The 12,486-nt window shown below is 67.4% G+C and carries 9 protein-coding genes; 7 read left to right on the top strand and 2 right to left on the bottom strand.

Going from position 1 to position 12,486, the window contains the following annotated elements; all coding sequences use genetic code 11:
- Nucleotides 1–2: 2 nt before the first annotated feature.
- On the top strand, nucleotides 3–1,289 hold the full coding sequence (locus F804_RS15380) for an amidase family protein (protein WP_022706135.1): 1,287 nt from the start codon (nucleotides 3–5) through the stop codon (nucleotides 1,287–1,289).
- Nucleotides 1,290–1,292: 3 nt separating this feature from the next.
- On the opposite strand, the gene F804_RS0102330 is transcribed toward F804_RS15380, so the two are convergent.
- Nucleotides 1,293–2,681 carry an NAD(P)/FAD-dependent oxidoreductase gene (locus tag F804_RS0102330; protein WP_022706134.1) on the bottom strand — a complete coding sequence of 463 codons (1,389 nt, stop codon included), beginning with the start codon at nucleotides 2,679–2,681 and terminating at the stop codon, nucleotides 1,293–1,295.
- Between the two features lie 111 nt (nucleotides 2,682–2,792).
- On the opposite strand from F804_RS0102330, the gene speB reads away from it, so the two are divergent.
- The gene (gene speB, locus F804_RS0102325; RefSeq protein ID WP_028725522.1) at nucleotides 2,793–3,737 is read left to right on the top strand and encodes an agmatinase; all 945 of its coding nucleotides are present in this window, start codon (nucleotides 2,793–2,795) and stop codon (nucleotides 3,735–3,737) included.
- A gap of 42 nt (nucleotides 3,738–3,779) precedes the next feature.
- Here the strand turns inward: speB and F804_RS0102320 are convergent, their stop codons facing one another.
- Nucleotides 3,780–5,066: a 4-aminobutyrate--2-oxoglutarate transaminase gene (locus F804_RS0102320; protein ID WP_022706132.1), complete on the bottom strand. Its 1,287-nt coding sequence runs from the start codon at nucleotides 5,064–5,066 to the stop codon at nucleotides 3,780–3,782.
- A gap of 250 nt (nucleotides 5,067–5,316) precedes the next feature.
- Here F804_RS0102320 and F804_RS0102315 point away from each other — a divergent pair, with 250 nt between their 5' ends.
- Genes F804_RS0102315 through F804_RS0102295 form a run of 5 tightly spaced genes read left to right on the top strand, consistent with a single transcriptional unit; the run spans nucleotide 5,317 to nucleotide 12,484 of the window.
- Nucleotides 5,317–5,874, top strand: coding sequence for a helix-turn-helix domain-containing protein (locus tag F804_RS0102315; RefSeq protein ID WP_028725520.1), 558 nt, complete (start codon nucleotides 5,317–5,319; stop codon nucleotides 5,872–5,874).
- A 10-nt stretch (nucleotides 5,875–5,884) separates the two neighbouring features.
- Nucleotides 5,885–8,317 carry a GcvT family protein gene (locus F804_RS0102310; protein ID WP_022706130.1) on the top strand — a complete coding sequence of 811 codons (2,433 nt, stop codon included), beginning with the start codon at nucleotides 5,885–5,887 and terminating at the stop codon, nucleotides 8,315–8,317.
- 13 nt (nucleotides 8,318–8,330) lie between these two features.
- Nucleotides 8,331–10,775, top strand: coding sequence for a GcvT family protein (locus tag F804_RS0102305; protein ID WP_022706129.1), 2,445 nt, complete (start codon nucleotides 8,331–8,333; stop codon nucleotides 10,773–10,775).
- Between the two features lie 36 nt (nucleotides 10,776–10,811).
- Complete coding sequence (locus F804_RS0102300) at nucleotides 10,812–11,564, top strand: electron transfer flavoprotein subunit beta/FixA family protein (RefSeq protein ID WP_022706128.1); 753 nt, start codon at nucleotides 10,812–10,814, stop codon at nucleotides 11,562–11,564.
- Nucleotides 11,564–12,484: an FAD-binding protein gene (locus F804_RS0102295; RefSeq protein ID WP_022706127.1), complete on the top strand. Its 921-nt coding sequence runs from the start codon at nucleotides 11,564–11,566 to the stop codon at nucleotides 12,482–12,484. The genes F804_RS0102300 and F804_RS0102295 overlap by 1 nt, the downstream gene beginning before the upstream one ends.
- Nucleotides 12,485–12,486: the final 2 nt, after the last annotated feature.

The following is a 12,486-nucleotide window of genomic DNA, read 5'->3' as shown; positions in this document are numbered from 1 at the left end:
GAATGGACATGAAACTGGACCTGTGTGCTGCGACCGCGCGCGATCTGCAACGCGCGGTCGCATCGGGCGTCGCACCCCAGGCCGTCGCCGAGGCGCTGATCGCCCGCGCCGCGCGGATCGAGCCGGTCGTCGCGGCCTATGCGCATCTGGACCCCGATGCGCTGCTGCGCGCGGCGGCGGTGCTGCCCCAGGGGCCGCTGCGGGGCGTGACCGTGGCGGTCAAGGACGTGCTGCTGACGCGCGACATGCCGACGGGGCACAATGCCGCCCGCCATCTGGGCAGCGGCGCGGGCATCGACGCCCCCGCGGTCGAGGTTCTGCGCCAGGCGGGCGCGCTGATCGCGGGCAAGGCGCGGACCACGCAATTCGCCGCGATGTCGGTCGGCCCCGGCACGGCGAACCCGCACGATCCAGGCCGCTCGCCCGGGGGGTCGTCCTCGGGGTCGGCGGCGGCGGTGGCGGCGGGGCTGGCCGCGATCGCACTGGGCACGCAGACGGGCGGCTCGACCATCCGTCCGGCCTCGTTCTGCGGGGTGTTCGGGATGAAGCCCAGCTGGAACGCCATCACGCGCGAGGGGTCGAAGATGTATTCGGCGACCTGCGACACGGTCGGGCTGTATTCACGCGCGGCAGACGACCTTGAAATGTTGGCCGACCTGTTCGACTTCGACCCCTGCACCCTGCCCACGACGCTGGAGGGGCTGCGCATCGGGATGACCTTCGGCACCACCCCCGATGCCGCCATGTCCGAGACCCGCGACGCCATGATCCTTGCGCGCGAGATGCTGCGCGACCGTGGCGCGATCGTCACCGAACTGGCGCTGCCGCAGGATTTCGACGGGATCCTCGACGCCCACCGCGTCATCCTTGCGCGCGAAGGGGCATCGGCCTTCCTCAACGAGGTGCGCGTCGATCCCGCTGTCGATCCGTTCTTTGCCGAGATGCAGCGCGACAGGCCCGATGCGGCGACCAGCCGCGCGGCCTATGGGCAGGCGGACCGCTGCCGCGCGATGCTGGATGAGATGTTCGCGGACGGGATGGACCTGATCCTTGCGCCCTCGGCACCGGGGGTGGCCCCGGTCGGGACATGGGCGGGCGATCCGGTCTTCAACTCGCTCTGGACGCTGATGCAGGTGCCGGTGGTCAACGTGCCGCTGCACCGCGCGGCGGGGGGCCTGCCGGTCGGCGTGTCGCTGATCGGCCGCCGCTTCGAGGATCGCAAGGTGATCCGCGCGGCGGGGCTGCTGCATCCCGACGCCGTCCCGGTCGTCGAACCGCGCAGGCCCTGACCGTCAGAGCGGAAAGCCCATCGCGTGGATCAGCCGGATCCACGCCCTGCGCCAGCCGCCCTTGCTGTCCACCTCGTCCAGGGCGCGCATGGTGATGGCCGCGCCGGGCCAGCGCAGCGGCTCGCGCGGGATGGCGCGGGGCAGGCTGCGGGCCAGGCCCAGCTGCAATTCGGGAACGCCGGTATCGTCCAGCATCTCCAGCGCCATCCGCGCCCCGAAGCGCGATGCGGTCACCCCGAACCCGGAATAGCCCCCGGCATAGACGCCCTTGCCGCCGTAATAGGGCTGGAAATGCACGGCCAGCCGCGTGGTCATGTCGATCGGCCCCGACCAGGCATGGGTGAAGCGCAGGTCGTCCAGCTGCGGGAAGGTCTGCAGGAAATAGCCCGCCAGCCGGTCATAGACCTCGATCCGGCGGTCGCCCGCCGGGTCCGTCCGGTCGCCATAGTAGTAGCCGATCCGCCCGCCATAGACGATGCGGTTGTCCCGTGTCAGCCGCATGTAGTTCAGCTGCGTCCGCGTGTCGTAGATGCCCTGCCGGTTGCGCCAGCCGATGCGCGACAGCTGTTCGTCGGTCAGCGGCTCGGTGGCGATCACGCGGTCGCGCATGGTCACGACATAGCTGCGGATCTTCGGATGCCCCGCCGCCCAGGCATTGGTCGCGAAGAGGACGCGCGGCGCGGTGACGCTGCCGTCATGGGTGGTGATCCGCAGGCTGCTGCCCAGATCCTCGACCCGCTCCATCGGGGTATGTTCGTGGATGGCGACGCCAAGCGATTTCGCGGCGGCCTTCAGGCCCCATGCCAGCTTGGCGGGGTGGACCGTGCCGGTCCGGTCGCGCGACCAGATGCCCGCGTGGAACATGGGGGACGCGACCTCGGCCCGGACCTGGTCGCGGTCCAGCCAGACCGCGTCATGGCCGTGGCGGCGGTGCAGGTCCTGTTCGTGGCGCAGGCCCTCGATATCCGCGGGGCGGGCGGCGACGGTCATCTCTCCGCCCCATTCCAGGTCGGCGTCGATGCCGAATTCCTCGATGGTGGCGCGCCAGGCATCCAGGTTCTCGATGCCCAGCCGTTCCAGCATCTCCATGTCGTCGGGAAAGACCCGCTCGGCATTCGACAGCCCGTGCATCACCGAGGTCGAGACGATCCCCCCCGGACGCCCCGAGGCGCCATGCGCGACCTTGCCCGCCTCGATCACGACGACCTCGCGGGACGGGTCGCGCTGCTTGGCGATGATCGCGGCCCACAGCCCGGTAAAGCCGCCGCCCACGATCAGCAGATCGGCCTGCCGCCTGCCGATCAGATGCGGCTCGGTGGCGGGCGCCGCCGGATCGTCCAGCCACAAGGGCGACAGCGTCGCATCGGCCAGCGCCGCGTGCTTCAGGGTCATCGGTCGGCCGCCTTTCCGTCTGGTGCGATCACGCGACCTCGATATCACCATGGCGCAGGCTTGGGAAACAGATCACAGTCGCCCCGAAGGATCGAAGGAAGGATGTCGCCGATGCCGAAACTGAACAGCCCCCTTGGCGGAAACGAGATGGTGCGCACGGGCGGGCCTGCCACGATGATGCGCCTGCCCTCGCAGCCCACGGCCGAGGGGCTGGATGCCTGCTTCGTGGGGATCCCGATGGATATCGGCACCTCGAACCGTCCGGGGACGCGGCTTGGCCCCCGCCAGATCCGCGACGAGAGCAGGATGATCCGCCCCTACAACATGGCAACCCGCGCCGCGCCCTTCGATCACCTGCAAGTCGCGGATATCGGGGATGTGCCGATCAACATCTTCGACCTGAAGAAATCGGTCGGGATCATCGCCCGCACCTATGGCGAGATCCTTGCGCACGGGACCGTGCCGCTGACGCTTGGGGGGGATCACACGCTGACCTGGCCCATCCTGCAGGCGATGCGCGACCGCCACGGCCCGGTCGCGCTGATCCATGTCGATGCCCATTCCGACACCAACGACATGATGTTCGGAGAGAAGGTCGCCCATGGCTGCCCCTTCCGCCGCGCCCACGAGGAAGGGCTGCTGCGCGACGATCTCGTGTTCCAGATCGGCCTGCGCGGCAGCGGCTACAGCCCCGAGGATTTCGACTGGGGCCGCGAACGGGGCTGGACCGTGATCCAGGCCGAGGAATGCTGGCACCGCTCCATGACCCCGCTGATGGCCGAGATCCGCAGCCGGATCGGGGATGCGCCGGTCTATCTCAGCTTCGACATCGACAGCCTCGACCCGGCCTTCGCGCCGGGCACCGGCACGGTCGAGGTCGGCGGCCTGACGACCATCCAGGGGCTGGAGATCATCCGCGGCTGCGCGGGGCTGAACCTTGTGGGCTGCGACCTGGTCGAGGTGTCGCCCCCCTACGACACCTCGGGGAACACGGCGGTAATCGCCGCGAATTTCCTGTTCGAGATGCTCTGCGCGCTGCCCGGCGTCCCGCGATAAGGGTGCGTTCCGCCCCGGTCGCGACCGACCGGGGCGCGTCGCTCAGGCGCCCTTCACCGCGCGGGCGGCGTCTTGCAGCATCTCCATCGCCTCGTCGAAATGGTCGTCGGGAATGGTGATCGGCGCAAGGAAGCGGATCACGTTGCCATGCACGCCGCAGGTCAGCAGCAGCAGCCCGCGCGACAGGGCCTCTTGCCTGATGGCGTTCGCAAGGTCGGGGGCAGGGGTGCCGTCGGCATGCATCAGCTCGATCGCGACCATGAAGCCGGGGCCGCGGATATCCGCGATCTCGGGCATGAAGCCCTGGATCGCGCGCAGGCGGTCCTTCAGCCGCGCGCCCAGATCCTCGGCGCGGGCGCACAGATTCTCGTCGCGGATGATGTCCAGCACCGCATGGGCCGCCGCGATCCCCAACGGGTTGCCGCCATAGGTGCCGCCAAGACCGCCCGGCGCGGGCGCGTCCATGATGTCGGCGCGGCCGACCACGGCGGCGATGGGGAAGCCGCCGCCCAGGCTTTTTGCCATGGTGATCATGTCGGCGGCGACCTCGTGGCGGTCCATCGCCAGCAGGCTGCCCGTGCGGGCAAAGCCGGTCTGCACCTCGTCCGCGATCATCACGATGCCATGTTCGTCGCACAGCGCGCGCAGGCGGGTCGTGAATTCGGCGGGCGCGGGGTTGAAGCCGCCTTCGCCCTGCACAGGCTCGAACACGATCGCCGCCACGCGCGAGGGTTCGAGGTCGGACTTGAACAGCCCGTCCAATGCGCGGAAGCAGTCGTCCACGCTCACGCCGTGCAGCGGGTTCGGGAAGGGGACATGGAAGACGTCGGGCATCATCGGGCCGAAGCCCGCCTTGTAGGGGGCGACCTTGCCGGTCATCGACATGGTCATGAAGGTCCGCCCGTGGAAGGCACCGTGGAACGTGACCACCGCCTGCCGCCCGGTATGGGCGCGCGCGATCTTGACCGCGTTCTCCAGCGCCTCGGCGCCGGTGGTCACGAAGATCGCCTTCTTGTCGAAATCGCCCGGCGCGGCATCGGTCAGCCGTTCCGCCAGGTGGACATAGTTCTCGTAGGGGACGACCTGGTGGCAGGTATGGGTGAAGGCGCGCAGCTGTTCCTCGACCGCCTGCATCACGCGCGGATGGCGGTGCCCGGTATTCAGCACGGCAATCCCCGAGGCGAAGTCGATCAGCCGGTTGCCGTCCGCGTCCCAGATCTCGGAGTTGAGGGCGCGGGTCGCGTAATGGTCGGTCATCACGCCGACGCCGCGCGCCATGACCTTCTTGCGCCGTGCCTCGATTTCCGAATTGGCGGTCTTTTTCAACATGACCCGTCCTTTCACGCGATGGGTGGTGCCGAAGGCGAAGTCTAGCGCTTTCGCGGGCCGGAGGAAGGCTGTTTCTGCGCAGCGCTTCGGCAGAAATGGCACGCCCTGCCGCGCCATCGGGCAGGGCGGAGGCCGCGCGCCCGAAAAACCGTCAACAGCCCGGTTCGTGAAATATCGGCGAAGAATTTCATTGCGCGGTCGTGAAATAACCGGCAGGAATTTCACGAAGAACAGGATCGCGGGATCGGCCATGACGGAAGAGGCGACCATCGGCGGCGACATCAGGGCCTTGCGCAGTGCACGGCGCATGACGCTTGGCGACATGGCGGCGGCGATGGGCAAGTCGATCGGCTGGCTGTCGCAGGTCGAGCGCGGCATCTCATCGCCGACGGTGTCGGACCTGCACCGCATCGCGGCCATCCTGGAAGTGCCGGTCTCGATGTTCTTCGGCGTGGCCGACGCCCCCGAGGACGAGCGCGGCATCGTCGTGCGCGCCGCCAACCGCCGAGAGATCGGCGAACGCGACAGCGGCCTCTACGAGGCGCTGGTCTCGCCCGACCTGACCGACGATTTCGAGGTGATCCACTCGACCTTCATGCCCGGTGCCGCGCTGGACCAGCCGCGCCGGCGCGCCACCTCCGAGGTGGTCTATCTCGTCTCGGGGCAGCTCGAGATGTGGATCGACGGTGCCACCTTCACCATCCGCGCCGGCGACAGCTTCCGCATCAAGGGTGCGGAATATCGCTGGTCCAACCCCTTCGACGACCCCGCCACGGCGATCTGGGTCATCTCTCCCCCTGTCTACTGAGGTTAACGAAATGGCTCTTCCCTCCACGGCGCGTGTGGTCATCATCGGTGGCGGGGTGGTCGGCGTCTCGGCGCTGTATCACCTTGCCAAAGCGGGCTGGACGGATTGCGTCCTTCTGGAAAAGAACGAGCTGACGGCGGGGTCGACCTGGCACGCGGCAGGCAATTGCCCGAACTTCGCGGCGAACTACGGCGTGATGAACATGCAGCGCCACGGGCTGGCGCTGTATCGCGGCCTGGCCGACGAGGTGGATTACCCGATCAACTATCACGTGACGGGCGCGGTTCGGCTGGCCCATACCCATGACCGCATGATGGAGTTCGAGCGCGTGCGCGGCATGGCCGCCCATATGGGCCTGACCATGGACATGTGCACACCAAACGAATTGCAGAGCCACTTCCCCTTCATGGAGACGCATGACCTGGAAGGGGGCCTCTGGGATCCGCTGGACGGCGATATCGACCCCAGCCAGGTCACGCAGGCGCTGGCCAAGGGTGCGCGGGCGCATGGCGGCACGATCCTGCGCTTTACCCCCGCCACCGGCGTCAGCCGCAAGGATGGCGAATGGATCGTCCATACCGAGAAGGGCGATATCCGCTGCGAATACGTGGTGAACGCGGCGGGCTACTATGCCGCACGCGTCGGCGAATGGTTCCTGCCGCATGGTGGCCGCCCCGTGCCCCTGACCGTGATGAGCCACCAGTATTTCCTGACCGAGGCCATCCCCGAGGTCGCCGCATGGTCCAAGGAACATGGCCGCAAGCTGCCGATGCTGCGCGACGTGGACAGCAGCTATTACCTGCGGCAGGACACGCATTCGCTGAACCTTGGCCCGTATGAACGCAACTGCCAGGTCGGCTGGGCCTCGGGTCAGGAAATGCCCGCCGATTTCAGCTTCCAGCTCTATCCCGACGATCTGGACAGGCTGGAATGGTATATCGAGGATGCGATGGCGCGGGTGCCGCTGCTGGGCACGCAGGGCGTTCAGCGCAACATCAACGGGCCGATCCCCTATGCGCCGGACGGGTTGCCGATGATCGGGCCGATGCCGGGCGTGCCGAACGCGTTCGAGGCGCACAGCTTCACCTTCGGGATCGCGCAGGGCGGCGGCGCGGGCAAGGTGCTGTCGGAATGGATCATGCATGGCCATACCGAATGGGACATGTGGTCGGTCGATCCGCGCCGCTTCACCGGGCATGCCGACGCGGCATATTGCACCGGCAAGGCGATGGAGACTTATGGCCACGAATACGCGATGCATTTCCCGCATCACGAATGGCCCGCCGAACGCGACCGCAAGCTGTCGCCGAACCACGACCGCCTGGTCGCGGATGGCGGGCAGATGGGCGCCTATAACGGCTGGGAACGTGCCAACTGGTTCGCACAGCCCGGCGACGACACGTCCGAGGAAGCGACCCTGACCTGGGATCGCAGCGGCCCGTGGGAACCCCGCGTCCGCGCCGAGGTCGAGGCCGTGCGCGACGGAGTGGGCGTGATCGACCTCTGCGGTTTCTCTCGCTTCGCGCTGTCGGGCGAGGGGGCTGCCGAATGGCTGCGCGGCATGGTCGCGGGCGGCCTGCCCAAGGTCGGGCGCATGAACCTGATCTATTTCCCCGACAGCCGTGGCCGCGTCCTGACCGAGATGTCCTGCATCCGCCACGCCGAGGATGAATTCACCCTGATGACCGCCGCCGTCGCCCAGTGGCACGACCGCGATCTGCTGTCGCAGAACATGCCCGCCGGTCTGACCCTGACCGACCGCAGCGCCGATGTGACCGCGATGCTGGTGACGGGGCCGAAATCGCGCGATCTGCTGGCCGGGATCTCGGATGCGGATCTGACGCTTGGCTGGCTGTCGCATCAGCAGGCGACGGTGGCGGGCAGGCCCGCGATGATGGCCCGCGTGTCCTTTGCCGGCGAGCTGGGATGGGAGGTGCACGCATCCCCCGCTGATGCCGCCGCGATCTATGACGCGATCCGCGATGCGGGGGCCGCGCCCTTCGGGATGTATGCGCTGAACTCGATGCGGATCGAGAAGGGTTACCTGACCTGGAAGGGCGATCTGTCCAGCGATTACACGCTGATGGAAACCGGGCTGGGCCGCTTCGTGAAGCTGGACAAACCGCAGGACTTCCCCGGCAAGGCCGCGCTTCAGGCCGAGACCGCGCCTGCCCGCCGCCTGGTCACGCTGGTGGTCGAGCCGGGCCAGCAGGACGCGCCCTACATGGCGGCGGCCTTCCACGGCGACACCCGCGTGGGCGAGGTCCTGTCCTCGGCCTATGGATACCGCACCGACAAGGCCATCGCGATGGCGATGCTGGCAGGCGATGCCGCCCTGCCGGGAACCGAACTGGAGATCGAGGTCTATGGCACCCGCCTGAAGGCCGTCGTGCAGGAGAACGCCTGCCTCTGGGATGCCGACAACAGCCGCATCCGTGCGTGAAAGGACGATGAACATGGCACTGCCCCCTGAAAAAGCACGCGTCGTCATCGTCGGCGGCGGGGTGATCGGCTGCTCGGTCGCCTATCACCTGACCAAGCTGGGCTGGAAGGACGTGGTCCTGCTGGAACGCAAGCAGCTGACCTCGGGGACGACCTGGCACGCCGCCGGGCTGATCGCCCAGCTGCGGGCGTCCCAGAACATGACGCGCCTGGCGAAATACAGCCAGGAACTGTACGGCAAGCTGGAGGAGGAGACCGGCGTCGCGACCGGCTTCCGGCGCAACGGCTCGATCACCGTGGCCCTGTCCGAGGAACGCCGAGAGGAGATCCTGCGCCAGGCCTCGATGGCCCGCGCCTTCGGCGTCGAGGTCGAGGAGATCAGCCCCTCGGAGCTGCAGACTCGCTATCCTCATGTCAATATCGACGGCGTGAAGGCTGCGGTCTATCTGGACAAGGACGGGCAGGGCGATCCGGCCAATATCGCGCTGGCGCTGGCCAAGGGCGCGAAGCAGCGGGGCGCGCAGGTGCTGGAACGCACCAAGGTCACGGGTTTCCGCCGCGACGGGCGCCGCATCACCGGCGTCTCGTGGGAGGCCGAGGGCGCAAGCGGCATGATCGAATGCGACCACGTCGTGAACTGTTCGGGCATGTGGGGCCACGAGGTCGGCCGCCAGATGGGCATCAACGTGCCCCTGCATGCCTGCGAGCATTTCTACATCGTCACCGACACCGTGCCGGGCCTGCAGCAGCTGCCCGTGCTGCGCGTCCCCGAGGAATGCGCCTATTACAAGGAGGATGCGGGCAAGATCCTGCTCGGCGCCTTCGAACCCGTCGCCAAGCCCTGGGCGATGAAGGGCATCCCCGAGGATTTCGAATTCGACCAGCTGCCCGAGGATTTCGACCATTTCGAGCCGATCCTGGAAATGGCCGTGAACCGCCTGCCGATCCTTGCGGAAACCGGCATCCACACCTTCTTCAACGGCCCCGAAAGCTTTACCCCCGACGACGCCTATCACATGGGTCTTGCCCCCGAGATGGACAATGTCTGGGTCGCGGCGGGCTTCAATTCCATCGGCATCCAGTCGGCGGGCGGCGCGGGCAGTGCGCTGGCATCCTGGATGGACACGGGCGAAAAGCCCTTCGATCTGGGCGATGTCGACATCGCGCGGATGCAGCCCTTCCAGGGGAACAAGCACTACCTGTTCGAACGCTCCAAGGAGACGCTCGGCCTGCTCTATGCCGATCACTTCCCCTATCGCCAGAAGGCCACCGCGCGCGGCATCCGCCGCTCGCCCCTGCACGAGGCGCTGAAGGCCGAAGGCGCGGTCATGGGGGAACTCTCGGGCTGGGAACGCGCCAACTGGTTCGCGGATCCGGGGCAGAAGGCGGAATACGAATATTCGTGGAAGCGCCAGAACTGGTTCGACAACGCGGCCCGCGAACACAAGGCCATCCGCGAGAATGTCGGCATCTATGACATGTCGTCCTTTGGCAAGATCCGCGTCGAGGGTGCCGATGCCGAGGCGTTCCTGAACCACATCTCGGGCAGCGACCTGTCGGTGCCGGTGGGCAAGATCGTCTACAGCCAGTTCCTTAACAGCCGCGCGGGGATCGAGGCCGACGTCACCATCAACCGCCTGGCCGAGGATGCCTATATGGTCGTGACCCCGGCGGCGACGCGTCAGGCCGATCAGGCATGGATGCGCCGCCATCTGGGCGACCGCCGCGTGACCCTGACCGACATGACCGCAGCCGAGGCCGTGATCTGCGTCATGGGTCCGAACAGCCGCGCCCTGTTGCAGCGCGTCTCGCCCAACGACTTCTCGAACGCGGCCAACCCCTTCGGGACGTGGCAGGATATCGAGATCGGCATGGCCGTCGCCCGCGCCCACCGCGTCACCTATGTGGGCGAACTGGGATGGGAGATCTACGTGTCCACCGACATGGCCGCCCATGTCTTCGAGGTGCTGCGCGAGGCGGGCCGCGATATGGGCGCCAAGCTGTGCGGTCTGCACATGATGGACAGCTGCCGCCTGGAAAAGGGCTTCCGCCATTTCGGGCACGACATCTCGGCCGAGGATCACATCCTGGAGGCGGGGCTCGGCTTTGCGCTGAAGAAGGGCGACGGCGACTATATCGGCCGCGATGCCGTGATGCGCAAGCGCGAGGCCGGGCTTGCCAGCCGCATGGTCCAGTTCAGGCTGACCGACCCCGAGCCGCTTCTGTATCACGCGGAACCCATCCTGCGCGATGGCCGGATCGTCGGTTATCTCAGTTCCGGCGGCTATGGCCACCACCTGGGGGCGGCGATGGGCATGGGCTATGTCCCCTGCGCCGGAGAAAGCGCGCAGGACGTGCTGGCCTCGGATTACGAGATCGAGGTGGCGGGCGTCCGCGTGCGGGCCGAGGCATCCCTCAAACCCTTCTACGACCCGAAATCCGAACGGGTGAAGGTCTGATCCCTTGAAACTCAACGACGAACGAAAGGCGCAGCAATGAAGGTATTGGTGCCTGTGAAGCGGGTCATCGACTATAACGTCAAGGTCCGCGTGAAGGCCGACGGTTCCGGCGTGGACCTGGCCAATGTGAAGATGTCGATGAACCCCTTCGACGAGATCTCGGTCGAGGCCGCGATCCGCATGAAGGAAGCCGGGATCGCGACCGAGGTTGTCGTGGTCTCGGTCGGCGACAAGAAGTCGGTCGAGACCCTGCGCACCGCGCTGGCGATGGGGGCCGATCGCGGCATCATGGTCGAGGCGCCCGAGGCGACCGAGATCGAGCCGCTGGCCGTCGCCAAGATCCTGAAGGCCGTCGTCAACGAGGAACAGCCGCAGCTGGTCATCGCGGGCAAGCAGGCCATCGACAACGACATGAACGCGACCGGCCAGATGCTGGCGGCGCTGCTGGGCTGGGGTCAGGCGACCTTCGCATCCGCGCTGGAGATCGCGGATGGCAAGGCGCAGGTCGTCCGCGAGGTCGATGGCGGGTTGCAGAAGATCGAGGTGGCGCTGCCCGCCATCGTGACCACCGATCTGCGCCTGAACGAGCCGCGCTATGCCAGCCTTCCCAACATCATGAAGGCCAAGAAGAAGCCCGTCGCGGAAAAGACCGCCGCGGATTACGGGGTCGATACCACGCCCCGCCTGAAGGTCGTCGCGACCGAGGAACCCGCCGGTCGTGCGGCGGGCATCAAGGTCGGTTCGGTCGGTGAACTGGTCGAGAAACTGAAAGAAAGGGCGCTGGTCTGATGTCTGTTCTTCTTCTGGCAGAGGTTGCGGGGGGCGCGCTGGCGCTGGACGCGACCGCGAAATCCGCAAGCGCCGCGTCCGCCCTGGGTCCGGTCACTGTTCTGGTCTGCGGCCCCGCCGAGGCGGCGGCGGCCGCTGCCGGCATCGCGGGCATCGACAAGGTGCTGCATTGCGCCGATGACAGCGTGGCCAACGGGCTGGCCGAGAACCTGTCGGCGCTGATCCTGCAACTGGCGGGTGGCGTGACCCATATCGTCGCCCCCGCGACGAATTCGGGCAAGAACGTGCTGCCCCGGGTCGCGGCGCTGCTGGATGCGATGGTGATCACCGACGTGATCGAGGTTCTGGACGCCAACACCTTCAAGCGCCCGATCTATGCCGGCAACGCGATCCAGACCGTGCAGTCGCAGGACGCGGTCAAGGTGCTGTCGATCCGCACCGCCGCCTTCGAGGCCGCCGCGACCGGCAATGCCGCGCCCGTGGAAACCGTCACACTGTCCGACGCGCCCGCGCTGTCGGCGCATCTGGAGGACATGGTCGTCAAAAGCGACCGTCCCGAACTCTCCTCGGCCAAGGTCGTGGTCTCGGGCGGTCGCGGCGTCGGGTCCGAGGCCGATTTCGCGCTGATCTCGGGCCTTGCGGACAAGCTGGGCGCGGCGGTCGGCGCAAGTCGCGCGGCGGTGGACAGCGGGTTTGCCGCCAACGACCTTCAGGTCGGCCAGACCGGCAAGGTCGTGGCGCCGGACCTCTATGTCGCCGTCGGCATTTCCGGCGCGATCCAGCATCTGGCGGGGATGAAGGACAGCAAGGTCATCGTCGCGATCAACAAGGACGAGGAAGCGCCGATCTTCCAGGTGGCCGATTACGGGCTGGTCGCGGACCTGTTCGACGCCGTGCCCGAACTGACCGGGACGCTCTAGCC

Origin of the sequence: Paracoccus zeaxanthinifaciens ATCC 21588 (genome assembly GCF_000420145.1) — a bacterium.
Lineage (GTDB): Bacteria > Pseudomonadota > Alphaproteobacteria > Rhodobacterales > Rhodobacteraceae > Paracoccus > Paracoccus zeaxanthinifaciens.
Note: the sequence above shows the minus strand (reverse complement) of the source record. Positions and strands in the feature narration are given on the sequence as shown.

Coding starts and splice junctions, on each gene's coding strand:
- speB (WP_028725522.1), top strand. CDS start 2,793: ATGCCGAAACTGAACAGCCCCCTTGGCGGAAACGAGATGGTGCGCACG.
- F804_RS0102310 (WP_022706130.1), top strand. CDS start 5,885: ATGGCTCTTCCCTCCACGGCGCGTGTGGTCATCATCGGTGGCGGGGTG.
- F804_RS0102305 (WP_022706129.1), top strand. CDS start 8,331: ATGGCACTGCCCCCTGAAAAAGCACGCGTCGTCATCGTCGGCGGCGGG.
- F804_RS0102295 (WP_022706127.1), top strand. CDS start 11,564: ATGTCTGTTCTTCTTCTGGCAGAGGTTGCGGGGGGCGCGCTGGCGCTG.
- F804_RS0102315 (WP_028725520.1), top strand. CDS start 5,317: ATGACGGAAGAGGCGACCATCGGCGGCGACATCAGGGCCTTGCGCAGT.
- F804_RS0102300 (WP_022706128.1), top strand. CDS start 10,812: ATGAAGGTATTGGTGCCTGTGAAGCGGGTCATCGACTATAACGTCAAG.
- F804_RS15380 (WP_022706135.1), top strand. CDS start 3: ATGGACATGAAACTGGACCTGTGTGCTGCGACCGCGCGCGATCTGCAA.
- F804_RS0102320 (WP_022706132.1), bottom strand. CDS start 5,066: ATGTTGAAAAAGACCGCCAATTCGGAAATCGAGGCACGGCGCAAGAAG.
- F804_RS0102330 (WP_022706134.1), bottom strand. CDS start 2,681: ATGACCCTGAAGCACGCGGCGCTGGCCGATGCGACGCTGTCGCCCTTG.